This window comes from Myxococcales bacterium, assembly GCA_016716835.1.
In the GTDB taxonomy this organism is placed as follows: domain Bacteria; phylum Myxococcota_A; class Polyangia; order Haliangiales; family Haliangiaceae; genus JADJUW01.
The window spans coordinates 867,953-894,889 of record JADJUW010000001.1 but is presented as its reverse complement, the minus strand read 5'-3'; the positions used below and the strand labels follow the sequence as shown (position 1 = coordinate 894,889).

Sequence of the window (26,937 nt, the reverse complement as noted above, 5' to 3'; positions counted from 1 at the left end):
GGTGGGCACGGGGGCGAGGTCCCTGGCTTTGTACGTGTCGTCGGCGCTGCCCGACTCGCCCGGAGGCAGCCGGCGCCCATCGAGCAAACAAGCGACATCGCGAGGATTGATTTGGTTTTGTTTTCATAACGAGAATACCTAATTCAAACCCCGTGCCAGATTGGTCGGACATCCGCGGGCCACATCCAAGTAATGCTCTCGCCAACTTACGAGACCAAACCGCCATCAAAGCGCCGTTGTCCACCGTCCTATGAGGGGGACAGCCCCAGCCTCACACCGAAACGGCGCGCAGTCCGCCGGCGCTCGCTTCGCGCAGAGTCGGCTTAGGCGAAAGCCTTGGGGTCTTTCCACGCCTTGCGGTAGAAAAACAAGAACAAGACCTGGATCGTCGAAGCGACAGGCACCGCGAGCAAGGCCCCCACCAGCCCAAAGCTGTGCTCGCCGAGCACGAGCGAAAACACCACCAGCACAGGATGGATATTGGCAGCGGTGCCAATGATTTTTGGATTTAAGAAGTTCGCCTCGAGGAGGTGGATACCCGCGATCCACCCGCCGGCGGCGGCGGCGCGCACGATATCGATGCCTTCAGGCCCCGAGACCAAGGCCGAGATGACGATCGGAATCGTCGACAGAATTGAGCCGAAGATTGGGATCAAACTCATGATGCCGGCGACGAAGCCAAGCACCAAGGCGTATTTCACGTCGAAAATGACGAGCCCAATATAGGTGAGGATGCCGTTGACGAGGCAAATAATGAGCTGGCCGCGGATCACCCCCGACAGCCCGCGATCAACGCCGGCAATAATCGCGTCGTAGTCGCCGCGCGCGCTGGGTGGAAATAGCAGGCGCAGAAACTTATGGACCTTTTCCATATCGATGAGGATGAAGGCCGCCAACATCAAGACAATAAAGAAGGTGAAAATGCCGCGAAACACGCCACCAACAATGCTCTGGCCCGTCGCCACCAGGCGACGTCCTTGAGATTTCAGGCCCACCATGCTTGAGGCCACCCAGGCGCGCAGGCGGTCCTCCAGGCTCGCCGCTGCCGGCGGGTCCTCGTTGGGCAGAATGCGATACCCCGAGCCTACGGGACGCACCTCAAGGCCACCGGGAAGCAACTGCACCGCGACCCGGCCATCCGCCATTTGCTTGGTCGTGAAGATGGTCCCAGGAGGCAGTCCCGACCCATCAAGATCAAGCACCGACGGCGGCACGGGCTTGGGTTTGAGGAACGGGAAATGGCTCTCGAGCCAGGCCGCCGTCTTGGGCAGCCACTCTTTATCTAAGGCTTCGATCATGCCCGGTGCCTCCTCGCCGACGCGCTGGACGTCGTCGGCAATTCGGGGCGCCAAAATGGTGACAAACCCCCCGACGGCGGTAAGAAACGCCGCATAACACAGGACGATCGCGAGGCCACGCGCCATGCGTGGCTTGCCCGACTTGGTCTGCGCCAGCCACCGTACAACCGGCGCTAGGAGGTAGGCGACCAGCACCGCGAAGACAAAGGGCAATAGCACGCTTCGGCCCAAAATTAGGACCAGCAAGATAAACAAGGGAAAGCCCCAGCGACGCAAGAACCGCAGCAGGGTGGCGATCGCCGTGTTGGGTGGCAGCTCGACCGGGCGTAGATTCGGCTGCGATACGTCGTCAGGCTGAGGTGACGGCACTGGTTCGTCTGCCATGGCGCCGCACTATAGCAAAGATGCCTGCGCCCGCTCGGCGCGTGCCACTATTCCGCGTTCTTGAGCGTGCCGAGCTTGTTGCGCATGACGTCGCCGAGCGTCGCGCCGCCGGCATTGGTCGAGGCATAGCCCGCGGCCGCGTCGGTAATGTCTTGCGTCCGCTTGGCGGTCTTCATCGAGAGCGCGATCTTGCGCTCGGCGCCATCGGCCAACAAGATCTGAACCTTGACAGTTTGCCCGGGTTGCGCGACCGACCGTGGGTCTTCGACATGGTCGTCCGAGAGCTCGGAAATGTGGACCAGCCCCTCGATGCCCTTGTCGAGTTCGACGAAGGCGCCGAAGTCGAGCACCTTGAGAATCTTCCCCTCGACAACCTTGCCGACCGGAAACTCGGTAGGGATGCGGTCCCACGGGTCCTGCACCAGCTGCTTGATCCCCAGCGAGATCTTCGGCTTTTCGCCATCAGACGTGTCGATGTTAAGCAACACGGCCTCGACGTCATCGCCCTTCTGAAACATTTCCGAAGGGTGTTTGACGCGTTGGGTCCACGACATATCGCTGATGTGTACCAGGCCGTCAATGCCCTCCTCGATTTCGACAAAGATGCCGAAGTCGGCGATGTTGCGCACCTTGCCGTGCACGACCGTGCCCGGCGGGTACTTCTCGGTCAGCTGCTCGTATGGATTTGGCTCGAGCTGCTTCATGCCAAGCGAGATGCGGTTGGCCTTGACGTCGACATCCAGCACGACGGCCTCGACCATGTCACCGACGGCGACCATCTTGGATGGATGCTTGACGCGCCTGGTCCATGACATTTCGCTGATGTGAACCAGCCCCTCGATGCCCTCCTGCAGCTCGATAAACGCGCCGTAGTCTTTGAGCGAGACGACCTTGCCGCGCACCACCGTGCCGGGGACGTATTTCTCCGATGCCGACACCCACGGGTCTTCGGTAATTTGCTTAAGGCCCAACGAGACGCGTTCGGTCTCGCCGTTAAAGCTGAGCACCTTGACGCGCACGTGGTCGCCGACCTGAAACATTTCAGAGGGGTGATTGACCCGGCCCCAGCTCATGTCGGTGATGTGGAGCAAGCCGTCGATGCCACCCAGGTCGATGAAGGCACCATACTCGGTAAGATTCTTGACGATGCCGTCGGCGATCTGCCCTTCGGTCAGCCGCTCCAGCGTGGTTTCCTTGAGCGAGGCACGCTCCTTTTCTAGCAGCGCGCGCCGCGACAACACGATATTGCCGCGCTCGGGATTGAATTTCATGACCTTGAACTTGTGCGATTGTCCAAGAAACGAGTCGAGATTGCGCGCTTGGCGAATGTCGACCTGCGAGCCCGGCAAGAACGCCTTGACGCCGCCCTTGATCGTAACCGCGAGGCCGCCCTTTACGCGCGCCGTAATGATGCCTTCGATGAGCTCGTCGCGTTTGCACGCCTCCGCGATTTCGTCCCACACCTTGAAGCGGTCGGCCTTCTCCTTGGAGAGCACGCACATGCCGGTATCGTTTTCGCGCGATTCGAGAATAACCTCGATTTCATCGCCGGGCTTCACTTCGATCTGGCCGTTGCCGTTGCGGAACTCTTCGAGGGCCACTTGGCCTTCCGACTTGTAGCCAATGTCGACGATGGCAAAATCTTTGCCAATGGCGATTACGGTGCCCTTGAGGACTTCGCCCTCCTTGATGTCATCTTGCTGAAGGCTTTCCTCCAGCAGGGCCGCGAAATCGTCCATTTGTTCCATTTTGCTCATGTAGTCGGTACCGTCCTTCAGATATTCCGAGGGCGCAGGCGTTGCTGCGGTCCCCGGTGGCCGCCAGACGTACTCTGCCGGGGTAGGTTTGTCAACCCGGATTGCTAAGCGCAAAACGCCGCCAGCAGCCTGGCCGTAGGCGTCTAGCGCGGTTTCTGGATTGCGTGCACGACCTTCAGCATTTCGCGCAAAACGTCTTCCAAATCTCGTCCCGACGAATCGACGACGACCGCATCGTCGGCCGCCTTGAGCGGCGCGGTACCACGCGAGCTATCGCGCTCGTCGCGTTGCCTGATTTCCTTGAGGGTCTCGGCGAAATCGACGTCGTGGCCAGAGGCTTGTTGCTCCGCGACGCGCCGCCGCGCGCGAACCTCATCGCCGGCGGTTAGAAAGAACTTAATGGCCGCGTGAGGAAAAACCACGGTGCCCGTGTCACGGCCTTCGACTACGACGCCTGGCTCGACATCGCCCAGCTGCCGCTGGAGATTGAGGAGCGCGGTCCGCACCCCGGGATGCGCCGAGACCTGCGACGTTGCCAGCGAGATATCAGGCCGCCGCACCAGCGCCGTTACGTCTCGACCGTTGACAAAGACGCGATTGACGTCGCCTTCAAACGCAAACCGGAGGGTCATCGTGCCGGCGAGCGCAGCCAAGGCAGGCGCGTCATCCAGCGAGGTGCCGGCCTCCAGCGCCAGCAGGGCGACGCTGCGATAGATCGCGCCGGTGTCGAGCAGTGCGAGGCCTAGCGCCTGCGCCAGCATGCGCGCCAACGTCGACTTGCCAGCGCCGGCGGGCCCATCAATCGTAATAACCAGTGCCACGGCGGCGGACACTACACAACGCGGCGGCAAAACTCTACGTCAAAGCCTGATCGAAATGCTAGCCTCGTGGCTGCGATGCAAAGTCCCCGCGCCGACTACGCGCCTGCCCCGCGCGCGCGTCAAACCCTTACCAATGGGCTAATTGCGACGTTTTTGGGGCTTAATGCGTGGGCGCAGCTGTTGCTGTGGCCCATGCTATCGCGCGCGGGCGATGGTTGGACGGTGGCGGACGTGGTGATGGTTGCGGCGCCACCTTTATGTCTGGGCCTCGGCATTTGGCGGCGGCGCGAGTGGTTGCTGCTGTGGGCCGTTCCCTTTTGCCTGCTCGCGCCGCTTGTTGCGATGCCGGAGCTAGTCTCGTTGGCGCGTTATCCCGCGCTGCGCCTGCTCGCGACCAGCGCGAGCTTGGTGGTCTACATTCTATCGATCGCGTGGGTCGCGGCCGGCGCCCTCCCTGCCGGCGGCGCCATCGTGACGACCAAGCTGAGTAGTCGCCCTCGCCCCCCAAGGTGGGCCCGCCGCGAACGCATGTTCTGGGGCCTGACTGCCGTGACCGCCATCATGCCCGTCGCGCTGCTTGGGCATATATTGTACGACACGAGGTTTCTCGAGCGCATCGTTGAGCTCTATGGCGAGCGCCACCGCGCCATGCAAATTCTGCTTGGGCTGGGCGCGCTGTTGACGTGGCTCGGCATCGTCGTGTGGGCGATCATCGGCGTACTCGACCGCCATCGCGCAGGCGACCCAGCGCTCCTTGCGAGCATCGACGCGCTTGGGCAACGCGCCACGTTGCGCCCTGGCTTTGTCATCGCGATCGCAACCGGCGTCGCCGCCGTCACGGCGATATCCGTGCTACGCTAACATCATGCGGCGCCTGCTTTACGAAGTGCTCGCCATCGCCCTGTTGCTGGGTAGCCTGGTTTTTTTTCGCGAGGCCCTGAGTTTCCTTGCCGAGCGTGACTACGCGGCCTCCACGCTGGTCATGGTCATGGGCGCCTGCGTGATCGCGGCGGGCCGCGAGCTGGCTCGATTGGCGTTGTTGCAACGCGACTAAGCGCAGGGCTGGGTATGGCATCGACGTTTCAGCAGATCTTGCAACAAGCTGTGGAGCGCGCCCCAGGCGCGATTGGCGGCGCGTTTTCTGCGTTCGACGGCGAGCTGGTCGACGCCCATGGCGTCCCCAGTATCGAATGGGACCTTTTTGCCGCGCACTTTGGCGTCGTGCTGCAAGGCATCCAGGCCGCGCTGCATACGCTCCATTTCGGCGATGCCGAGCACGTCATTGTCGAACATCGCAGGCTTGACGTGCTGATCATGCCGGTGAGCGATGGCTATTACATGGTGCTTGCGACGCATGCGCCCATGGCAATCGCCCAGGCCTTGCAGCATGCCAAGCGCGCCACCGCCCTGCTCCGCGTGGAAATGGGATACTGATGAATCAGCGCGCGGTGCCGACCATGCGCGGGTGGCTGGCCGCGTGCATCACGGTCGCCATCATAACCAGGGCCGCCTCAGCTGCGAACGCCCAAGCGGGAGCACCGGCCGATGACACCGCCCCTGCCGTGATTGACCAGGACGGCGAGCATGAGGTCGGAGGCGACGCTCCGCGTTGGAATGCGCTTTCGAGGTTCTATGGCATCGTCCGCGGCCTCGGCTGGCAAGTCGAAACGCCAAGTGAACTAGATCTAAGCAGCCTCGCCTTGGGCGATATTTTGGTGCTCGTGGCGCCAACGCCGACCTTGGACGCAGGCGAGATCTTAGCATTCGTTGAGGCCGGCGGCGCGCTAATCATCGCCGATGAGGCAATCGATAGCGAGCTCTGGCAACGCCTTGGGCTGGTGGCAGTCGGCGAAGGCTCGATCGCTGCAGACGCGTATTGGCAAAATCTAGGTTGGGCGCCCATTGCGGGCCCGCAGCAGACGTCCCCGCTTTGCGAGGGCGTAGCCGAGGTCGTCACCAACCACCCGTTGGCGTTTGCGCCGGATCAACGCAACATCATCGGGTTTCAACGTCGGCTCGGCCTGGTCGCCGTAGGCCAGCGCGGCCTCGGCAGTTACGTCGCCTATGCCGACGCCAGCCTGCTGATTAATCGGATGCTTGAATTCTCTGGCAACGCGAGGCTGGCGACGAATACCTTGCGCTGGTTGGCGAGGCCTGAAACCTCGCGGGTAATCGTGCTTAGCCAAGAGTTCTCGGTGAGCGGTTCGCTCAGCCGGGTTGATGACCAGCGCAACCCCTACGCTCGGTCGCTCGCAGATCTCAACCGATGGCTCAGCGATCGGCGTGAGTGGATGTTGACGCCTGGCGCCGTCTACGTCGGCGTCGGCCTCGCGATCGCGCTGATGACGATTGTTTCCCTGCTGGCGTTAGGGCGCCGCCAGCAGCCGGCCCACGCGCGCCTAAGCGCCTCAATGGCCACCAACGCTCGGCCGCCGCTAGACCCTGCCGACGGTCCCCGCACCGCGGCCGATACCGTCGCGGCCGCGATTTGGCTAAGGGACGAACTCGAAGCCGTTATCTCGCAACGTACCGGCGTCGCGCATGCGCTCACGTTTGAACATCCGGCCGCGCTCGCCGCCATGCAAGCGCGCTACCCGGCGGCTGCGCGTGCCCTAGCCGGGGCGATACGGCTCACCCGACGCTTGCCCGCCCGATATGCCGCCCTCGCCGCCGACCAGCGTGTTACGTTCACGCCTCGCGCGCTACGACGGTTGCTCGCGCTGCGCACGCAACTGTTTGCCGCAATGGGAGTAAAAGACGAGCCATGAGCACCATAGCCCCTCATGATTTGGCGCAAGTGGCCAATGTATGCCAACACATTTCAAACGCGGTGCACGCGGTCTACGTCGGCCCGCCATCCGTTTCGGAGGCGATCTTGGTCGCGCTCGTGGCGCGCGGCCATCTGCTCCTCGAAGGCCCGCCGGGCATCGCCAAGACCACGCTCGCCCGCGCGTTCGCGACGGTAATCGGGGGCAACCATCGCCGGATTCAATTTACGGCGGACTTGTTGCCGGCAGACATCACGGGCACCTACGTGCTGGACATGAAGACTAATAACTTTGTGCTGCGCGAAGGCCCCATTTTTACAAATATCTTGCTCTGCGACGAAATCAATCGCGCGCCCGCCAAAACCCAGGCCGCGCTGCTCGAGGCCATGCAGGAACGCCAGGTCACGATCGAAGGCGAGACCCGCGCCCTGCCCTCGCCATTTCTGGTGTTGGCGACGCAAAACCCGATCGAACAGCACGGCACCTATCCGCTGCCCGAGGCTCAGCTCGACCGCTTCTTGATGAAGCTGCGTCTTGGCTTCCCGACGGCTGCCGACGAGCGCAAGATGCTCGACATGTATGGCGCCGCGGTCGCGCGGCCTCCCGTCGTCATTGCCGCGGCCTCCCTGCTCGCGCTGCAAGCCCTCGCCGACAACGTTCACGTCGCACCTGAGCTGCTCGACTATATCGTAGCGTTGGCGCAATTCACCCGTAACCATCGCCAGGTCTTGCTCGGCGTCTCGCCGCGCGCCGCGCTCGCGCTGTTGCAAGCGGCCAAGGCACGCGCCCTCGTGCGCGGCCGCGCCTACGTGACGCCCGACGACATTCGCGATTTGACCAGCGCGGTGTTTACCCATCGCATGCTCATGGACGTCGACAACGGCACCGACGAAGCCCGGCGCGAGGCCATTATTGCGGAGGCCTTGGCCTCGGTGCGTTTTCGCACCCCCGTCGGCATCGCGTCATGATTCCGCGGCTGCAGGCGCGGGCGGCGATCATCCTAGCGATGGCGCTGACGCTCATCTTTGTCGGTGCGATTGCGATGGCGCCCGTGCTCTTGGCGCTGGGCGCCGCGGTGCTGACATCGCTGGTTACGCTGTACGTGAATTTCTTCCCGACGGCTATCTACCTGCGGCGTAAGAAGATCGACGTCGCCTGGTGGGCGAGGCAGGCCGAAAACGCGGTGGCCGGCACCGCGCTCCCGCTCGAGCTGACGATTCGCAATCACGGCTTTCGTCGGTTGTACATCCGCGGCATTCGGCCGATTGCCTCCGAAGGCATTGCCATTGATGATATCGACGAGCCGGTGATATCGCCGGGCCACCAGGCGGTAATCACCACGTCACTTCACCTTCGCGCCTTTGGTCGTTGGTGTGTCCATGGCTGTGAGCTGCACTTTCGCGATCCGCTCGATCTGTTTGTCCTGCGCGCCTATTTCCCAAGCTTTCTCGAGTTGCGCGCCAACGCCCCGGCGGCCGCCCAGCGCCTCCGCCTTGGCTCAGCGCCCCATGCGCCGCAAGGCTACGAAACCACCCGCAGCCGCCGAGCCGGGCAAGGCGATGAGATCCATGAGCTGCGCGAGTACAAGCCTGGCGACCCTTTCAAAAACATCAACTGGAAGGCCAGCGCCCGCCATCGCCAACTTATTACGCGCGAGCTCGAGGCGTCGAGCAATCTAGCTCACGCCTTCATTCTTGATATCGGGGCCGCGATGCGCGATGGCCCGGCAGGCAAGACGTTGCTCGATGCGGCCGTCTCCGCCATTTGGCGTCACGCCAGCGAATTGCTCGCTGGTGGTCATCGCGTCGGCCTGACCACGTTTGATGCCGCGCCGCACTGGCATCTGCCGCTGGGCACGACCGCGCGCTGGCGCCACGCACTACGCGCCATGCTCGCCGAGCTGCCCCACGCCGCTGATGCGACGACGACGGAGGCCCAGCCCGCGTATCTCGTCGAGCTGGTGGCGCACTATTTGCGAGAGCAAAATGGCATTTCGTTTCGCGTCGCGGCGCCACCTGCGCTCGATGCCTCCCGCTGGACCAATCTGCAAATCGGCGCAGATGCGAATTTCTACGATCTAGGCCGGATGGTCGAGCATCTTGCCGCGGCGGCTGCATCGGCCACAACACCCTGGCGCGAGCTGACGCCGATCGATCCAGACCCGGCAATGGCCGTGCTTCGCCGGTTTTGCCAATCGCGATGTCTGCCGCTGCCACCCGCAGGCAATACCGCGGCTGGCGCGCGCGCGCGGCGTTGGCCGACGTTATCCAGGTGGCGTCAACCCAACGCCCGAGCCAACTGTCGATCTGGTCAACTGGCGACCGGCTGCTCGAGCATAGGGCCGTCATCAAAGCTCAAATCGCCGCTTGTCGACGCAAGGGCATCGCCATCACCGCACCCCTAGCGACACCGACCATCGACGACGCCCCACATGACGAAATTGGCAGGGCCGCATGGTATGTGCTCACGCGCCAACGCTCATTGTTGCGTGCGGTTGCGCGACAAACCTGGGGCTCGCTCGGCCTCGCCGCGCGCTAGATCGCGCTGGCGGCCTGGGCGCCGAGGCGCTGCAGATTGACCGTCACCAGCTTGGAAACCCCAGCTTCTTGCATCGTAACGCCGTACAGATTATCGGCGGTCTCCATCGTGCGCTTGTTGTGGGTGATGATAATGAATTGCGAGCGGTCGGTCATTTCTCGCACGATCTCATTGTAGCGGTCGACGTTAGCCTCATCTAGCGGTGCATCGACCTCGTCGAGAATGCAGAACGGCGATGGCTTGATCAAGAAAATCGAGAATACCAGCGCCACCGCGGTCAAGGCCTTTTCGCCACCTGAGAGCTGATCGACGGTCGCATTCTTCTTGCCGGGCGGCTGGGCCATAATCTCGACGCCCGCCTCTAGCAGGTCGGTATGTTCGCCGCCCGTAAGCGATAGGCTTGCTTGGCCGCCGCGGAACAGGCGCGGGAACACTTCCTTAAAGGTATTGTTTATCTGCTGAAAGGTTTCCTTGAACAGCTTGCGCGACGTCTTGTTCATGCGATCAATCGCTCGCTCAAGCTGGCTAACCGCGGTTTCCAAGTCGTCCCGTTGGCTGCTGAGAAACTCAAACCGCTCGGCGACCTCGTTGTATTCGTCGATCGCCAGCAAGTTAATGTCTGTGCCCATGCGCTCGAGCAATTCGCGCAAGTCACCAATTCGCGCCTCCTGATCGGTCGTCATGTGCGGACGCAAGTGGTAGTCAAAAAGCACGTCTTCCAGCTGGAGCTGATAGCGCTCGAGCATGGCATCGCCGAGCACTTGCTGATTCATCTGCGCCGAGCTGCGCCTCAGCTCGAGCTCGGCACGTTCAGACGCGAGCGCCTCCGCGATGCTTCGCAACGAGCGGCAGGCAACGTCTTGCATCGCAACCGCTGCGTGCTGCGCCTCATTGCGAACGCGCAAGCCCTCCACGTCCGCGCCGCGAACCGACCTTTCGCCGTTGGCGCGCGCTAGCTCGTCGGTCAGCTCGACCTCCTGCGCCTCAACCTGCGCCACGCGCTGTTGGTACTGGCTTAAGGCTTCAACCAAGCGCTGCTGGCGGTGCTGCAGCTCGCCGACCTGCTGCGCGATGCGGGCCACGCCGGCCTGCAAGGCGGTGAGCTTTTCGGCGAGCATCGCGTGCAATACCTTGGCGTCGGTCTCGCTGACCTGGGCGGTTTCCAGTTGAATCCGCTGCGACGCGATCGCTTCCTCCGTCGACACGGCCTCGAGCTGAGCGGCGTCTAGTTCGAGCGTGGCTGCGGCCATGCGCTGCTGATGTTCGACGAGCTCGGCATCACCGCGAGCCAACATATCGACCAACTCGGCCAGCTCAAGCGAGAGCCGGGTCTGCAGGCCCCGCTTGGCCTCGCAGTCCGCACGCAGCCGTCCTAAATCCTTTTCGTAGCCCATGACCGCCAGCTCTTCGGCGTGCGTCTGCGCGCGGAGCGCCTCCACCGCGAGCTGCAGTTGCTTGCGTTCACCTCGCACCGACACCAGCGCCATGCTCTTGCTGCTTAGCTGCTGGTCGAGCTGTTCGGTCAGCTCGGCTAATTCGCGCATTTCGCGTTTTTGCGCGAGGACGCCGACCTCGCTTGCATCGCGCGAGCCGCCGCGGATAACGCCGTGCTCATCGACCACGTCGCCGTCCAAGGTAACCAGTGGCCTCAGCATGCCGGCCGTGCGCAACGAAATCGCGCGGTCTAGCGAGTCTACGACTAAATAGGGCGACGTCATGCGGGTGGCGATGGCCGCAATGTCAGGCGCAAACTCGACGAGCTGCGCCAGCTCTCCCACGATGCCTGCCGTGCCGACCTGCGCCAGCGCCGCGACGTCCGCGGAGCGGTCTTCCACGACAATGCCGTGCGCAACGCTGGTTGCCGTCATCATGTCTCCGGATGCGGCAGCGGCAAGCCCAGCAACCGGCACAAAGGTCGACCTGCCGGCACCCTGCTGCTTGAGATATCCCGCCGCCGAGACGCCGCTAGGCAGATCGCGCACGATGACGCCTTCAACGTGCGCGCCGAAGACGGCCTCTACGGCGGCCTCAAGCATGGCTGGCACCTTGACGGAGTCTGCGACCAGCCCAAGCACGCCGGGCTGGCCGCCCATGCGATGCATAATCGCCCGCGTCCCGGACGCATAGCCTTCGAGTTTTTGCTGAATCTCCTCAAGCGACTGCAAGCGCGAGCGACGGCGATGAGCCTCAGTTCGTACGGTTTCGATTTCGGCCTCGAGCTGCATGACCTGGTCGCCAAGGCCCTCCAACTTTCCGGAAAAATCGGACTCGCGCTCGCCGAGCGCCAAGCGGGTTTGGCGGCGTGACGCCACCTCGCGCTCGCAGGCCGCAAGCTCGGCCGCGAGCTGCGACGCCTCGTCCGCGAGACCGCCGTGCTGGGTGCCAAGACGCTCACGTCGCGCCGCCAGCTCTTCGCGGCGACCTTGATAGCCTTCGATCGAAGCTAGCAGCGAGGCCTGTTCGCGTCGGGTTGCAAAGACCCGCTCGCGCGCGCTAGCCAGCATGGGCTCAAGCCGCGCAACTTCTGCGCGCAACTGGGAGACCTCGTGTTGATGCTGCGTCTTGCGCGCCACCGCCACGTCGTGTTCGCCACGGGTCGCCTCGAGCTGCGCCGCCAACTGCCGCTCATCTTGCGTGCATTGCGCAAGCGCCGCCTCGACGCCGCCCCGTTCGTCTAGCGCCTGTTGATTGCGCGCAACTAATTCCTCGCGTTCACGCACGGCGAATTCGCGTTTGCTCGCGGCCAAGGCGATGGCGCCGTCGAGCGCCAGCACCTGTTCGGTCGCATGCGCCAGTTCATGATCGGCGGCCTGCAAGGCTTCGCGCAGCTCGGCAATCGCCGTTTCGTGGTCGGCCACGCCGCTGCGCGCGGCGGTCAATTCCTCGCCGATCGTCGCCAGCCGACGCGCCGCCACGCCTTCGTCGGCACGCAGCTCAAGGCAACGATGTGCGGCCTTCCAAAGTTCGAGCTCACGCAGCTCACCCTTGTAGCTGCGGAAACGTTCGGCCTTCTGCGCCTGCCGACGCAACGCGCCCATGCGCTTATCGAGCTCGGAAACGATGTCCGACACGCGCAACAAATTTTGCTTGGTTTGGTCGAGCTTCTTTTCCGCTGCTTTTTTACGCGACTTGAATTTGGTGATGCCCGCGGCCTCTTCAATGATCGATCGGCGGTCTTGTGGGCGCGACGAAACGATTTGCCCGATGCGGCCTTGTTCAATGATGGAATACGCCTTGGTGCCCACGCCGGTGCCAAGAAAAAAATCGGTAACGTCGCGCAAACGGCACGCGGTCTTGTTGATGAGGTAGTGCGACGAGCCATCGCGATAAAGACGACGCGTAATGGTCACCTCCGAAAATCGCGCGAAATCCAGCCCCGGCGCGTCCGGATCGGCCCAGTCCTCAAAGACCTCCGGCGTCGCTTGGGCGGGCGCGCTTTGGCCCCCATCGCCACCCTGAGCGTCGGCAGAAGCCTCCCCGCCCTCGGCGAGCTGGGGCTCCTCGCCCTCGTCAAACGCGTCCACTTCGTCGGCGCCTTCAATGCGCGCGACTTCTAAGGTGTCATTAGAAAAACCCACCTCATCAAACGTCAGCGACATTTCGGCCATCGGCGCTGGTCCGCGGGATTCAGAGCCGGCAAAGATGACGTCTTCCATCGCCTTGCCGCGCAGGTGCTTGGCGGACTGCTCGCCCATGCACCACCTGATGGCGTCGACGATGTTTGACTTGCCGCAGCCATTTGGGCCTACCACCGCCGTAATCGACGAATCTAGATTGATGACCGCACGATCGCAGAACGACTTAAACCCAATGATTTCGACGCGCTTGATTCGCATGATGTGTCCCTGCCCTGCACCGCGGTTTTATGCGCGCCTGCACTCTGCCCGATCCCTCTGACAATGTCTGCGCTTTGCAGTACAACCAGGGCTCTGTTTCATAGGTTATGAGCTACCATGCGCTGGGATGGCGTCCGAGGCCAAGGCGCGAGGAGGGCGTTTGGTGGTTCCAAACAACCGACGAGCAACGCCGGCATTCGGGCGTCAGCCCAAGCAGGGTGGCTCAGCACTTATGAAACAGAGCCCTAGGGCCATGAATCCGGCTCTGCGTGCACGCGCAAAAGGTAGCTGTGGGCTGCTCATAGCGCTCGCGTGCCTGGCCTTATCTCCCGCTTGGGCCGCGCCCCGCCTCGATGTCACCGCGACCGCAGCCATCGAGATCCAAAGCATCGAGCCGGTGGGGACGCAAGGCTTTCGCGTGGTGGGCCGGGTGGTCGATGCCACCACCGGCGAGCCGATGCCGGCGCTGCCGCTGACAGGCCACATCGATGACCGGTCCGTGCGGGCGCAAACCGATGACCATGGGCGATTTTATTTCGACCTAAACGCCGCGACGCCCCCGCAGCGCATCGAATTGCAGCTCGCCGGCCATCGCTTTGTGCGTGCGACGCCACTGCAAGTTGACCAGCCGGCGGTCAATCGCCCGGTGCCACTTATCTCGATTCACGCCGCCATGGGTCGCGATTCGTTTCGCGTCGAAATCCGGCGACAAGTTGCGTCCTCCGAGACCTCTGACCCAGGCATCGCCTTCGACCTGCCCGTTGCCGTTGTCGCATCGCAGGGCGACACGACGATTGCGCTAGCCGCCGCGCTGGTCGGCTCACAGGACTTTATGCTGGCGTTGCTGCCGACGCCGGGCGCCTGGCAGCTTACCGCCAACTTTGTTGGTGATGACCGCACCGCGCCCTCATCGGCGACGACAACGCTTACGATCGCCACCACCGGCACGATTGCGCTCGACCTCGAAACGGCCCGCGTGGCCGCTGACGCAACGATCGTCGCACGGGGCAAAATCACGCGCGCCGATGGCGGCAAGCTGCCGCCGGCCGCCATCGTGCTCATGGCTGGCGAGCAGCGACTCGCGACGACGCAGACCGCGGCGGATGGCACCTTTGTGTTGCGGCTGCCGGCGCAGTTGTTGCCAATCGGGCGGCATGCGCTCTTTGCGTCGCTCGATACCCCCATTGCCGGCGCCAACGTTGCCCCCTCGCCGCTTAGATGGCTCACCGTCGCCACGGTCGCGGCCCCGTCGCGGCTGGGCGCAGTGCTCGGCATCGCGCTCGGCGGGCTTGCGCTCATTGCCGTCCTCTGGCTGCAGCTGCGTTGGCGGCGGCATCAGCGTCCCGAGCCCACCGTCGTGCATCGTCCAGGCTTTGTCCCCGCGAAGCAGGGCGTCATGCAGCGCATATTACGTGCTGACAAGCGTAGCGTCGGTGTTGTCATTTATGATGCGGCATCGCAGCGCCCACTAGCGGGCACCGTGACCGCAGCGCGCAACTCGCCGGGTGCGTCCGCCGCCACGCAAATCCATGCATCACCGACCGGCGGCGCTGCGCTCGAGCTTGCCGACGGCACCTACCAACTCACGGTATCGTGCGCGGGATACCGACCCGTTGCGACCTCAATTTCGATCCCGCATCGCGGGCAATGGAGCGAGCGCCCGGTGTACTTGGTCTCGCTGCGCGACGTGCTGTTTGAGCTTTACGCCGAGGCGGTAGCGCCATTTAGCGAGCTGTCGCCCAACGTCGCGTCGCCTGCCAGCATCTTCGCGCACGTGCGCAGCAAGCTCGCGCTGCTCCCCATGGCCCAGCGAGATATCTATGCGCCCATTAAAGTGCTTACCGAAGAGATCGAAGCCCTTTACTTCGGCGACCGCGAGGTTGTCGTGGATGATATCGGCGCGATCGAGCGCCTTTCTGCCTAAGTGCGCCCCGTGCGTGCCGCGACGCCAGCATTGGCGACGCTGAGGCGCAGCGGCTTGCGATAGCCAATTGATTGGGCTATGCGTGCCGCATGGGCAGCACGGAGCTTGTATATCTTGCCATTTTTGGCGTTGTGATCGCGCTGTTGGTGTTTTGGCTGCGCCGTGCTGCTGACGCCTCGCGCAAGCAGGCCAGCAGCGACCTCCGCGAGCGCTTGCAAGCCAAGCCTAGCGCACGCCAGCGCCGTGACGACGCCGCGCCGGCTCCCCCCCTCGCGACAACCGCCGACGCCGATGATGAACCCGCCATACCTTCAGCCACCGAGCCATCATCGGTGGCCCAAGAAACGCCACCCAACGACGACGCACGCGCGGTCCGCGAAGGCCTCGCCAAGACACGCGGCGGTTTTGTGTCGCGGCTCGGCAAACTGTTTGCGCGCAAGGCCTTCGATCAAGCGACCCTGGACGAACTAGAGGAGGTGCTGTTTACCGCGGATATTGGGCCGCGTGCGGCCGACAAAATGTTTCAGGAGGTCAAGGCGGCCCTTTCCAAAGACGACCTCGCCGACACTTCCAAGGTGTGGGCGCAGCTTAAATCGATCGCCAACGCCATCTTGCGCGTCGACAGCGCGCCGCTTGATTTCAGCGCCCAGCGACCGCTCGTCCTGCTCACGATTGGCGTCAATGGCGCGGGGAAAACCACCACCATTGGCAAATTGGCGGCGCACCTCACCAGCCAGCGCAAGCGCGTCTTGCTTGCCGCCGGCGACACCTTCCGCGCCGCGGCGACCGAGCAATTGGTCGAATGGGCCAAGCGCGCCGGGGTCGACGTCGTCACTGGTAAGTCAGGCAGCGACCCATCAAGTGTCATCTTCGACGCCGTCAAAAAGGGCGTCGAAGAGGGCTTTGACGTCGTGATCTGCGACACCGCGGGGCGCCTCCACTCCAACACCTCCCTGATGGAAGAGCTGAAGAAGATTCGTCGCGTATGTGACAAGGCGTGTCCCGGCGCGCCTCACGAAACGTGGCTCGTGCTCGATGCGACCAACGGACAAAATGCGATCGCCCAAGCCAAGACGTTTAAGGCCGACATGGCGATCACCGGAATCGTCCTGACAAAACTCGACGGCACGGCAAAAGGCGGCGTAATTCTAGGTATTTGCGATGAACTTTCGGTCCCGGTTCGCTACATTGGCGTGGGCGAAAAGATCACCGATTTGCGTCCGTTTGACGCCGAAACGTTTGTCGATGCGCTGTTTGACCAAGGCGCTGCCTAAGTCTGGTCCCCGAGCCCGATCCGAACGCACGCAGCGGGCCTGGGGATCTGGACGCGATTATTGATGCGATCGTCCGCATAGCCTTGAAGCCGCAAAAATTATGGTGATATAGTCCGCGAACTTTGAGGGGCACGGGCATGTCAGGGCTACGAGTATGTCGCAAGATATGCTGTGGAAATCATAAGCAAAGCGGCCAGCGCCTCGCTCCTGTGACCTCCCCGATTTCGCTGCGGCGTTGCCGCAAAGGACGCCCCCCAATATCTGTTCTGCTACCCCGTGTGATGCCCGCTTCGGGGCCGGCACAAACGTTAGCGCGTTGGAGTAACTAGCCAAATGAAACTCAATTCTAACAATGTTGTTGCAGTCCTCTGCGCCGCGCTTTGCGGAACGACGGTCGCGGCCATGACGCTAGTGGCCGTGCCCGCCTTCGCCCAGCCAGCCGAAGACGAGATTGAGGTCGAGGGACCGGAGATCGAAGTCGATACGACCGAGGATGCACCGCCGGCGGACGATGGCACGGCGACTGATGGGCTCGAAGCCACGCCGATTGACCTACCCGACGCCGAAACCAGCGGCTCGGCCGATCGCAAGCCTACCTACAAGGTGTCGTGGAGCGACATCGTGGTCGTGCCGCGCAAGGCGTTCCTCAAGCGTAAGCGGCTCGAGTTGCAGCCATTTTTTGGCTCGACGGTTAATGACAACATGATTACGCACCGCGCCCTTGGCGGCCAGCTCGCTTACTACCTGTCGGAAACTCTCGCCATCGGCGCCGAAGGCCAATACATGCTCGACAGCTTTCGCGAGCCCTTTGACTTGGTCGCCAGGCAGGCCCGTCGCCTGCCGACCGTCAACCAATATAAATGGAGCGCCATGTTCAACATGCAATACGTGCCGGTCTACGGCAAGTTTGCGCTGCTCAACAAACGCATCATTACGTGGGAAGCCTACTTCACCGGCGGCGCCGGCGTGACCAACACCGAGGTCATCCCGCGCGATACCCGCTTTGACCCCTTTTCGAACTATCGCATCACCTTTCACGCGGGCGCCTCGATGCGCTTCTTTATCTCGAAGTTTCTTACCGTCAACGTCGGCGTCAGGGACTACATTTTCTCGGACAAATTCGAGCCGGAGAATCGCAGCGAGACCATGTTGCCATCGGCCCATGAAGCCAAACACATTGCAAGCTCGGCTCTAATCAACAACGTCATGTTCCAAATTGGCATCGGCTTCTGGCTGCCGCCAACGTTTGAGTACACCACGTTTCGCTAACGCCAATTCGGCTTCACTTCAAGAGTATGGGCAACATGAACAAAACAACCATTCTAACCAGCTTGGCAATCGCGTCCGCGGTCGCGTCCGGGCTCTTGCTCGCGCCCGCCGCCGTGTTCGCCGAACGCCCAACCCGCGTCTATGAGCCCGTCGTGCGCAATCGCGTGCTCTACGTCAAGAAGCGGCTCGAATTGGCGCCGTTGTTTGAAATGACGGTCAACGGTGACTTTCAGCAAATTCTCGGCGGCGGCCTCAAGCTTGAATACCACCTAACTGACCAGCTCTCAATTGGCGCGGTCGGCGTGTACGGGATCAATCTCGACACCAAGCTAACCAAAAAGATCGTGCCGACGCTCGAAGACGCCGCGGATAACAACACCGCGGAGCCAAGCAAAACTGAGTTCCGTCAGCACCTCAATAAGATGCCCTTGCATGGCGCGCTGTACGTAAGTTTTACGCCTTGGTACGGCAAGCTCGTTGCCTTTGGTAAATCCAACCTCCCGTTTGACTTTTACTTTCAAGGCGGCATGAGCTTTGCCTCGCTAACGTCCAGCTGTTCGTCGAGCGTGTGTTCCGATCAATTTGCGGGTCAGCCTTCCGATGACCACCCCCTCGACTACAATCCCACCAATGACCAGCCGCTCAATGACGGCACCAAGATTGGCCTGTATTTCGGTGGCGGCATCCACGTGTTCCTGAGCGAATTTATCGCGCTTGACCTCACCGTGCGGGACTATTGGTTCTCAGACAATCCTTCTGGCGCTGACTTCAATGCCGACACCTTTGTCAGCGAGTCAGATTCGCGCTTTTTGCATCACCTCTTTGCCGGCGTCGGCATCTCGATCATGCTCCCAGCCAACGCGAAGCGAACGCCTTAGCCAAATGCCGCCCAGTGCGTAACCAGGCGTGGTTTCACAAGCATTGGCAAAGACTCTGGACTGGTCTGCGAGGGGGCCTACGCACCTTGCTCGGCTGGCTACGGCGCTCCAAGTGGCTCGCCATCGCGGCGGCTACGGCGCTAGGTGCCTTGGCGGTCGTCGGGCTGGTGCGCTGGCGATTTCACGGGCAGCCACTCGGCGGCCTCGTCGAAAATCTCGTCAATAGCCGCATCCGTGGGCAGCTCGCCATTGGCTCGGTCGATTGGCCGATCGCGCAGCTCGGCACCTTAATCAGCGGCGGGTGGGTCGACGTGCAGCTAAATGATGTGGAAGTCTGGGACGACCAGGTGCCGCGCAAGCTGGTCGCCAAGGTCGCCACCATTACCGCCCAAGTCGACGTGCATGCGTTGCTCGCGCCGCCGCATCACTTTGTCTTTCGGCACGTCAAGACCCAAGGCGGCTACGTGCTCATAGAGGAAGTCGAAGAGCCGTTCCCGCTCCACGATTTTGACCGCTCGACGTACAGCATCATGTCGGCGTTTTATGGCGCGCAACAACCGAGTTTTCGCGTCGGCATTAATGGCCGCAGCGGCACCACGTGGGACATCCAAGACTTTTCCGTGCGCGACTTTACGGTTGATCTTAAGATCGCGCGCGATGATGACGAGGGGTTTCTCTATACCTCGCATTCGACGCAGGTTAGCTCCGATGGTTTTCTCTACTATGACGGCACCGACCCGCTCCTATCAAAAATGTACTTCTCGCTGGCGCCCACCGCGGGCCCGACGGTGGTCCGCATTTTCGATAATGGGAGGCGCGCCGACTATGAGATTCCAATGGCGAAGGTCTCGTTGCCGCGCCTGGCCCAGTTGCCCCACGGATGGCCGCGATCGGCGGCCGCCAATAGCCTAGAGGTTGCCATCGCGGGCACGACGTCAGTCGCAACCACCGCCGACGGTACCCCCGTTGAGGGCGCCAGCGTGACCATCACGGGCCAGCTCGCCGATTGGTGGGACCGACCCTACGACGGCCGTTGGGACTTGCACGTCAAGGCCACAAACTTGGGCCCCACACTGGGTGCCATCGTGTCGCCCTCGCTCCACGGCGAAGCGGTCACGGCCTCGATTGATCTCACCGGTCCCTATGCCGCGCTACCTCGCGTTGACGTCGCCCTATCAGGGCTCTCCTACGATGTCTTCGTCGACGCCAAGTCGCCGCCGATCGAGCTGCAGCTTGACACCCTCGAGGCATACATCGACATGGTCAACTATCGCGGCGCGGTCAAGAAGACGGTCGGACGCGGCGCCGGCGGCGAGCTGCTACTGACCGCTGAGTTCGGTCTCAGCGGCAGGCCCTATACGAGCGCCGACATCGTGATTACCAAGCCATTTGATATAGGGCGGTACTTGCCACGCGAGGTGCGCCGAGCCGTCGGCGGCAAGCTCGGCGGTCGCTTTCATCTCAGGCTGGGCAAACGCGCCGAGGACGCCGACCCCTCCATTCCCGAGGAAAGCATCCTCGTCGACAACATTGCGGTCTCGCTCGGCACGTTGGCCCTGCGCGGTGGCAGCGTGCTGACCGAGATGAGATTCCGGGCGGACGTTGAAAAGAGCAGCGTCGAGAGCGTCGCGATCACCGGCCTTGAGTTGGCGCACAAGGCCACCCGCGTGCGCGTGGGCGGGACCATCGGCGTCGTCGCCGATACGATCGACCTCGATGTTAATGCCGAGTCTGGCAATCTCGCACCGTTGCTGGCGATGCTGGACGTCCCGGCGGTGGTCAAGACCGGTCAGGCCAAGGCCCATATTTCGGGGACCCTCAGCGATCCGTCGGTCGACGCCAGCGTCACCGCGGGCGGCGTCGTCGTGGCCGGTGAGGTTTCGGCGCAGCTCGCGTATCGGCAAGGCCGCTTGCGACTGACCTCGTTATCGACGCCGCGCATGCCGCCTTCCACCAAGGCGTCGCTTGATTTGCAGGTGCGGCCTTCGATGTATCTGCATGGCGCCGAGCTGCGCACTGGCGACCTCGACGTCGGCAAGCTACCCGCGTTGCCGCAGCTTCATGGCGGACGCATCAGCGCTTTGGCCTTAGCGCCAAAGGGCCTCCGAATAACCTAACCTTCCGCGGCTTTGCGGTCGCACGCGACGTCGAGTTCGGCGACGAACAAATTGCCCGCCTTGGGGTGTGTCTCAATTCAAACGACCCCAGCCGTTGTCGCGGCTTCCTCGCGCCCTCGGCGCATGAGGAGTTTGACCGCTGCACTGCGACCTTTGTCGCGGGCGGCCAGTGTGTCGCGTCACACGTTGCCTTTGCGGACACGGGCGATGCCGCTTCGGGTGCGAGGCTTGACACCGTGCTGTATCAAACCAAGCGCGGCCTGCTTGGAGGCATCGTGGCGACCACCGCCCTCCCGATCCGAATCCTCACCGGGCTCGCGGGCCAGCCCGTAGACGTCGTTGGTGGCGACCTAAGCCTTGCGCTTACGTTGGCCGGCACCTCGCGTAAACCCGTGGCCTTTGGCACCATCGAGATAGGCCGCTTGTGGCTGCTCGGGGCGGCGCTTGGGGATGCGTCCTTTAAGGTCCACGTCTCGGCGGATGACCAGCTTGTGGTGCAGGGCGAATTGCTCGATGGCCGCCTCGCATTGACGACGACGCTGGGCACCAGGGCGCCTTATGAGCTGCGCTCCGAGGTGCGGTTCACCCGGCTCGACATCGATACGATCTTGCCGCCCGAGATGCTGGCCAAGCTGCCGCTGCCGATGCGCATGTGGGGCACTGGCGTCGCCGTCATCGAGACCAACCTTGGCGATGACTCAACCCCAAGCCTGCAGCTGGACCTCAGCGAGGCGCGCGTGATCGCGGACTTCTTTGATGCCGAGGGCCGACCGACGCCACTCGACCTGCGCTCGCTTTCGCCGTTCTCGCTGGTGGTCAAGGACGAAACCTTTGCGATCATGTGTCCCAGCGATGCCACGCCGAGCCAGCTCGTGCCCTGCGACGCGAGCTTTGCCACGCCGGCCGGGCCGCTGCGGATGCGCGGCACCCTCAGCGAAAAGCACCTCGACGTTGCGATTGTCGGCCGCGTCGACGCCGGGCTGCTCAGACCATTTTTCGCCGCCTACGTCGATGCCGCCGGTGGCTACGCTGACCTCGCCATCACCGCCGTGGGGAGCCCCTCGGCGCCCATCATCGACGCGCAGCTCGCGCTCGACAATGCCTGGGTGCGGCTCGCTGGCCAAGATAGCGTCATTCGGCTGCCCAGCGGCGTCATCGCCCTGCGCCAGGACAGCGTCGGCTTTACCGGCGTAAAGGTCGTCGTGCAAGACGACTACACCGGCGACTCATCCGAGCTATCGCTGCTTGGAAATATCATGCTCAAGAATTACCGGCCCGCGCTGTGGGCGCTGGATCTTGAGGGCGAAATTTCCGGCCCCGTGCTGGTCGCGTTAGCCCCAGAAACGCTGTCGCAGGCCTCGGGTGTCGCCAAGATCTCGGCGACGCTTTTTGGCGCTGGCGAATGGCCGGCCTTGTTTGGGCAGATCGAATTTGATCCGCGGCGACCACTCGCGCTGACCCCGCGCGCGGCGCGCAGCCAGCTGGTCATGGAGCGTGGGCTCATTCAGGTAAGCGACAACTTCGACCCGTCACAGAACGACGCCTGCGACCTCGGCACGCGCAGCGGCGCCGCCAGAGGTGCTCGCACCTACCGTATCGGGCTCTGTGCCCTCGGCGGCAGTTTTGACAACGAAGGCCTTATTCGCAATCTCAACGGGATCATGGACGTCGACGCCAGCGGCATCATCGCCGCCAACGTCCAGGTCCTGGCCGATGCGATTCCCTTCCGCGTGCCGCGCACGCTCGATCTAGTGGTCAATGCCAAGATGGATTTCGTCCTGCGTGCGGCCTCGGCGGCGTGGGATATCAGCGGCCGCATCGAAATGGTCTCGGGCAAGTACATCAGCGACTTTGAGTTTGGCGAGCTCATCTCGCCCTCAAGCTCAAACGAGCCCGCGGAGGCACCTTTTTGGGAAACGTCGCCAAGCTTAGGCGGCGCCCGGCTCAATGTCGCCGTCGACGTGCGGCGCTTCTCGATCGTTAACAACCTCGCCAATATCGACATGGATGGCACCGTCAATGTGGGCGGCACGCCAAGGACGCCCCAGTTTTCGGGAGAAATCACCGTGCAGCGCGGCACCTTTCGCTTTCCAACCTGGCAGGCGACCTTTACCCGCACCTCGGGTGCGGTCCAGTTTTCACCGCTCAGGGATCTGTACACCTCGACGGGCTTTAACAAGGGCCAGACGGCGCAGCTGCTTATTTTTGGCCGAACGCCCGATCAGTTTCGCCGCAGCCTTGATGGCACGACCCAAACGCAGACCGCAACCGACCCGTCGACAAATCCCAGCGAGAGCTTTACCGATCAGTTGATTAAGGATGCCTCAGGCGACGTGGTTGCCCTTTTCATCGAGGACCCCATCCGAGACTTTATCAAGCTCGACGTCGCAAGGCCCGTGATTGGCGCCGGCTCGGTGGGCTTTCATGGCGAAAAGAAATTCACCGACAACATCAACGTCATCGGCGATTGGCAGACTGGCTCGACCAGCCAAAATTTCAACATCCGTGGCGAGGTCAGATCGCCCTACCGGGTGAACTTGCAGATCGGCTACCTCAGCCGGCGTTTCGATGACGCCACCGAAGACGACGTGCAAAATTTCGAGCTAAAGCTTGTCTATAGCCTGCCCCTCTTTTGATCTCGCTCGCCCATGCTGCCGCTTCTATCTCCACGTTTTTGGCCGGGCCTAGCCGGGCGGCTCGCGGCGGTCGTTTGCGTGCTCGTGATGTCGGCGCGCACCACCGGCGCCGACGACGCGGCGGAAGCGCCAGCGGCGCCTGCGACACCGCTAACGGGTGAGCCCGAGCCAAGTATGCCCGCCGCCGCGCGCTTTGACAGCTTTGCCATCGCCGGCATCCTCCTGGAGGACGAGGCCACGTTGCACGCGGTCTTGACCCCAGACGTGCTTGCGCCGCGCGAATCAAAGGCCGCCGCCGAACTCGCGATTCGTGCGGCCTGCGCACGCCTGGGCTACGAGGTCATTGGGCTGCTGCCACAAACCGACGGTCAAGGCACGCGGCTCGTCCTGACGCTTGAGCCCCTGCCGCAGATTCGCCGAGTTGACGTCAAGATCAAGCAATCCCTGCTCGACCCATTGCTCGACGATGAGATCGCGCGCCGGCTTGGCATCCGCCGCGGGGCCTACCTACCCTACGGCGCCGAAGCGAGGCAAGCCTTGTTCCGCGACGAGCAAGAGCGCATCGCGGAGTATTTTCGAGATCAAGGCTATTTCGAGGCCAAGGCGGTGATTACGTCGACCCGCACCTCCGCCCACGTCCACACGGTGACGGTGCAAATCGACCTCGGCCCCGCCTACAAATTGGGCAAGGTGAGGCTCGCCAAGGCAGGCACCTTGTACATCGCCGAGGACGAGGTCTTGCAGCAATTTCGCCACGCGAAATTTTGCCTCTTCTACCGCATTTGTGTCGGCCAGGCGCGGTTTACTCGCAGCCAGCTGCAAACCGACATCGATGCGGTCGTTGCGCTGTACCAGGCGCGCGGCTACCCCGGCGTCAAGATCAGCAGCGATTTCGACCCCCGCACGTCATTTGATCGGCGGACCAAGAGCGTCGACCTGACGCTGGAAATCGACGAGCGCCGGCCCGTGGATGTCGTGTTTCGCACCCCCACCGGCGTGCCGCTGCCCGAGGCGGAACTGCGCCGACAGCTCACGTTTAACGAGGCCGCGTCGGCGGATGACTACGAATCCAGCGCGTCCGAGGCCAAGCTTCGCCGCTACTTGCAAGGCCTTGGCTATTTTGACGCGTTCGTCAGTTGGTCCAAAGAGCGCCTGTCGATTGTAGATCGCATCGTGTTCGATATTGATCTTGGCGTTGCGCGGCGTGTCGATGCCGTGGAGGTCGTCATTGTCGCCGGCGATGGGACGCCAAGATTCTCCGAAGGCGCCATCAAGGCCGACTTGTCGGTCGAGCCATTTCGTAGCCGGGTCCTTACCACTAATCGCTTTGCCATTTCTGAGCTGTTGCAGGCCGACCGCGAGCGCATCCGTCGCAAGTACGCCGCGGTTGGCTACCCCAACGCCACCGTCGAGGTCGACATCGCCCACGCCGCGGGGGCGCTAGGCAACCCCGCACTTGTCGCCGGCGACCTCGCGACCGCCACCTCCGGCCGCGGCCTGCACATTCGCTTCCGTGTCGACGAGGGCTTACCCGATACCATCGACCAGCTCGAGATCGAATTTGTCGGCGACCACACGTTGACGTGCGAGGCCGCCCTGTCGCTCATGCAAGCGTCCATCAAAACGCGACCTCGCGAAAAAACCGACGGCTGCATCGTCGCGTCCACCGATCTGCCAAATATCGAGGCACCCCTTCGCGAGGCCGCTACGGCCATCCAGGCCGCGTTAACCGCCAAAGGCTTTCTTCATGCCGAGGTGCTGTACGAGGTACGCGCCCCAGGCCCTGCCGACAACCGCAAGAGCGTGCGGTTTACCGTGACCGAGCGCAATCGCCTGCGCATCGGCAAGGTCATCGTGCGCGGGAACTTCCTAACCAAGACGTGGGTCTTGCGCGATGAGCTTGGCTTTGCCGAGGGCGAGCTGCTTACCGGCCAACTCTACAGCGACGGTCCGGCGCGGCTACGCAGCACGAACCTGTTTGGGTCGGTCATCGTCGATGCGCTCAACTTCGACGATCGCGAACAACAAGTCGCCAATGTGCTGGTGCGCGTCGTCGAACGCCACGACCGCAAGCTCTACCTCGATTTCGAAGGTGGCTTTTCGACGCAGAACGGGCTCTTTGGCCGCGTATCGCCGCGGCTGCCCAATCTGTTCGGGGTTGGCATCGCAGTCGATGGGTCGTTGCTGCTAGGCGTCGAGACAAGCGGCGCCGAGGCGAATGCGCGCTTGCCGCGGTGGGTCGTGAGGCGCGCGCTTGGGCCTCGTCTCGATGTGGACCTAACGTTTTTTGCCCGCTCGCAGCAGACCGAGCGTTTCGGTCGCCTCACCACGCAAGGTGGCGCCCTCAAGACTAGTCGCACCTGGCAACGCCCCCAAGCCGCCGACGTCTCGGCGCGGTCGATTAGTCTGGGGTTTCGCTACGACTACCGCCGACGCAATCGCGATGAGACGACAATTCGGCTGCCAGTCCAGGCGACCACCGACGCGCGCGTGCCGGTCATCGATATTACCGGCCTGGTTGGACTGGTTCTCAATGTCGATACACGCACCGACCGCAGCGGCGAGCTCAATCCCTTGGCCCCCGTTAAGGGCTATCGCGTCGAACTCGGTGCGAGCTACGCTAGCCCCTACTTGCTGGGGCAAGATACGTTTGCCAAGCTTTACCTCAATGGCCAATGGATGCGGGCGCTGGGCTCGAGGTTGGCGCTGCGCCTCGATCTGAGGCACGACCACGGCATCCCGCTGGGCGGCGCGGTTTTCTTGCCCGAAGTCGAGCGCTACTTCGCTGGCGGCGACAACACCGTCCGCGGCTATGCCGAGGATCGGCTGGCGGTCGAGGAAATTGCCTTGGCGGTGCCGCCGCTGTGCTGCCTCGAACAAATCATTATTTTGCCGGCGGGCGGCAACATCCGCACGGTTGGCAACATCGACCTCGAGATCAAGCTGGCGCGGCTCGGAGGGTTCGCCTCGGTGGCCTCCGGGTTTTTCTTCGATACCGGTGCCATCGTCAATAACGCGACCACGCTGTCGCTGGGGGCCTTCCGTAGCGCGGTGGGGGTGTCGCTGCTGCGCCTCGTTACCCCGTTTGGTACCGTCTCGGCAGACTGGGCGCTGCCCCTGTACGCCCGGCCCTTTGACCGCGCCACGGGCCGATTTCACCTCTCGATCGCCCTCCGCAACTGACACCGCCGTGCCCGCGTATTGACAGCGCCACGCGGGAGAGATATTCACCCCGGGATACCACAGGAGAACGCCATGGGACGCCGAGATAACCGCAACACGCCAAAGATGCGCCGCCGCAAATCGCAAGCCAAAAAGAAGGCGCGCGCCAAAGCCAAGGTGGTCACCACCAAGGCCGCCAAGAAGCCCGCCACCAAAAAGAAGTAGCCTCGGCGTTTCCAAACGCGCCTGAGCGCTCGATGATATAGTCGAGCCAT

The 26,937-nt window shown here is 62.8% G+C and carries 17 protein-coding genes; 13 read left to right on the top strand and 4 right to left on the bottom strand.

Translation table 11 applies throughout. From position 1 onward, the window contains the following. Window positions 1-323 precede the first annotated feature (323 nt). The 3 genes from IPL79_03940 to IPL79_03930 all read right to left on the bottom strand — a co-directional run bounded on the left by IPL79_03940 (window position 324) and on the right by IPL79_03930 (window position 4,254). A complete protein-coding gene (locus IPL79_03940; GenBank protein MBK9070141.1) occupies window positions 324-1,682 on the bottom strand; it encodes an AI-2E family transporter in 1,359 nt (452 codons plus the stop codon). A 47-nt stretch (window positions 1,683-1,729) separates the two neighbouring features. Next, complete coding sequence (locus IPL79_03935) at window positions 1,730-3,421, bottom strand: 30S ribosomal protein S1 (GenBank protein ID MBK9070140.1); 1,692 nt, start codon at window positions 3,419-3,421, stop codon at window positions 1,730-1,732. Window positions 3,422-3,582: 161 nt separating this feature from the next. Beyond that, entirely contained in the window at window positions 3,583-4,254 is a 672-nt protein-coding gene (locus IPL79_03930; GenBank protein MBK9070139.1) for a (d)CMP kinase, read from the bottom strand. Between the two features lie 81 nt (window positions 4,255-4,335). Between IPL79_03930 and IPL79_03925 the strand changes: the two genes are divergently transcribed. Genes IPL79_03925 through IPL79_03900 form a run of 6 tightly spaced genes read left to right on the top strand, consistent with a single transcriptional unit; the run spans window position 4,336 to window position 9,432 of the window. Further along, window positions 4,336-5,121 carry a hypothetical protein gene (locus tag IPL79_03925; protein ID MBK9070138.1) on the top strand — a complete coding sequence of 262 codons (786 nt, stop codon included), beginning with the start codon at window positions 4,336-4,338 and terminating at the stop codon, window positions 5,119-5,121. Window positions 5,122-5,125: 4 nt separating this feature from the next. After that, window positions 5,126-5,314, top strand: a complete 189-nt coding sequence (locus tag IPL79_03920; protein MBK9070137.1) for a hypothetical protein — start codon at window positions 5,126-5,128, stop codon at window positions 5,312-5,314. Window positions 5,315-5,328: 14 nt separating this feature from the next. Next, window positions 5,329-5,694, top strand: a complete 366-nt coding sequence (locus IPL79_03915; protein MBK9070136.1) for a hypothetical protein — start codon at window positions 5,329-5,331, stop codon at window positions 5,692-5,694. Continuing rightward, complete coding sequence (locus IPL79_03910; GenBank protein ID MBK9070135.1) at window positions 5,694-7,028, top strand: hypothetical protein; 1,335 nt, start codon at window positions 5,694-5,696, stop codon at window positions 7,026-7,028. Before IPL79_03915 ends, IPL79_03910 begins: the two co-directional genes overlap by 1 nt. Beyond that, window positions 7,025-7,996 (top strand): AAA family ATPase, encoded by a 972-nt coding sequence (locus IPL79_03905; protein ID MBK9070134.1) that lies wholly within the window; start codon window positions 7,025-7,027, stop codon window positions 7,994-7,996. The genes IPL79_03910 and IPL79_03905 overlap by 4 nt, the downstream gene beginning before the upstream one ends. Continuing rightward, window positions 7,993-9,432 (top strand): DUF58 domain-containing protein, encoded by a 1,440-nt coding sequence (locus IPL79_03900; GenBank protein MBK9070133.1) that lies wholly within the window; start codon window positions 7,993-7,995, stop codon window positions 9,430-9,432. Before IPL79_03905 ends, IPL79_03900 begins: the two co-directional genes overlap by 4 nt. A gap of 130 nt (window positions 9,433-9,562) precedes the next feature. Here the strand turns inward: IPL79_03900 and smc are convergent, their stop codons facing one another. Beyond that, window positions 9,563-13,402: a chromosome segregation protein SMC gene (smc, locus tag IPL79_03895; GenBank protein MBK9070132.1), complete on the bottom strand. Its 3,840-nt coding sequence runs from the start codon at window positions 13,400-13,402 to the stop codon at window positions 9,563-9,565. A gap of 253 nt (window positions 13,403-13,655) precedes the next feature. Between smc and IPL79_03890 the strand changes: the two genes are divergently transcribed. From IPL79_03890 to IPL79_03860, 7 genes are all read left to right on the top strand, one after another. Further along, window positions 13,656-15,326, top strand: coding sequence for a hypothetical protein (locus IPL79_03890; GenBank protein MBK9070131.1), 1,671 nt, complete (start codon window positions 13,656-13,658; stop codon window positions 15,324-15,326). Between the two features lie 89 nt (window positions 15,327-15,415). Then, on the top strand, window positions 15,416-16,600 hold the full coding sequence (gene ftsY / locus IPL79_03885; protein MBK9070130.1) for a signal recognition particle-docking protein FtsY: 1,185 nt from the start codon (window positions 15,416-15,418) through the stop codon (window positions 16,598-16,600). A gap of 402 nt (window positions 16,601-17,002) precedes the next feature. Then, window positions 17,003-17,869: an outer membrane beta-barrel domain-containing protein gene (locus tag IPL79_03880; protein ID MBK9070129.1), complete on the top strand. Its 867-nt coding sequence runs from the start codon at window positions 17,003-17,005 to the stop codon at window positions 17,867-17,869. A 35-nt stretch (window positions 17,870-17,904) separates the two neighbouring features. Beyond that, window positions 17,905-18,747 carry an outer membrane beta-barrel domain-containing protein gene (locus IPL79_03875; GenBank protein MBK9070128.1) on the top strand — a complete coding sequence of 281 codons (843 nt, stop codon included), beginning with the start codon at window positions 17,905-17,907 and terminating at the stop codon, window positions 18,745-18,747. Between the two features lie 86 nt (window positions 18,748-18,833). Beyond that, entirely contained in the window at window positions 18,834-20,864 is a 2,031-nt protein-coding gene (locus IPL79_03870) for a hypothetical protein (GenBank protein MBK9070127.1), read from the top strand. A gap of 65 nt (window positions 20,865-20,929) precedes the next feature. Continuing rightward, window positions 20,930-23,500, top strand: coding sequence for a hypothetical protein (locus IPL79_03865; GenBank protein MBK9070126.1), 2,571 nt, complete (start codon window positions 20,930-20,932; stop codon window positions 23,498-23,500). A gap of 12 nt (window positions 23,501-23,512) precedes the next feature. Beyond that, window positions 23,513-26,683, top strand: coding sequence for a BamA/TamA family outer membrane protein (locus tag IPL79_03860; protein MBK9070125.1), 3,171 nt, complete (start codon window positions 23,513-23,515; stop codon window positions 26,681-26,683). The last annotated feature ends 254 nt before the right edge of the window (window positions 26,684-26,937 follow it).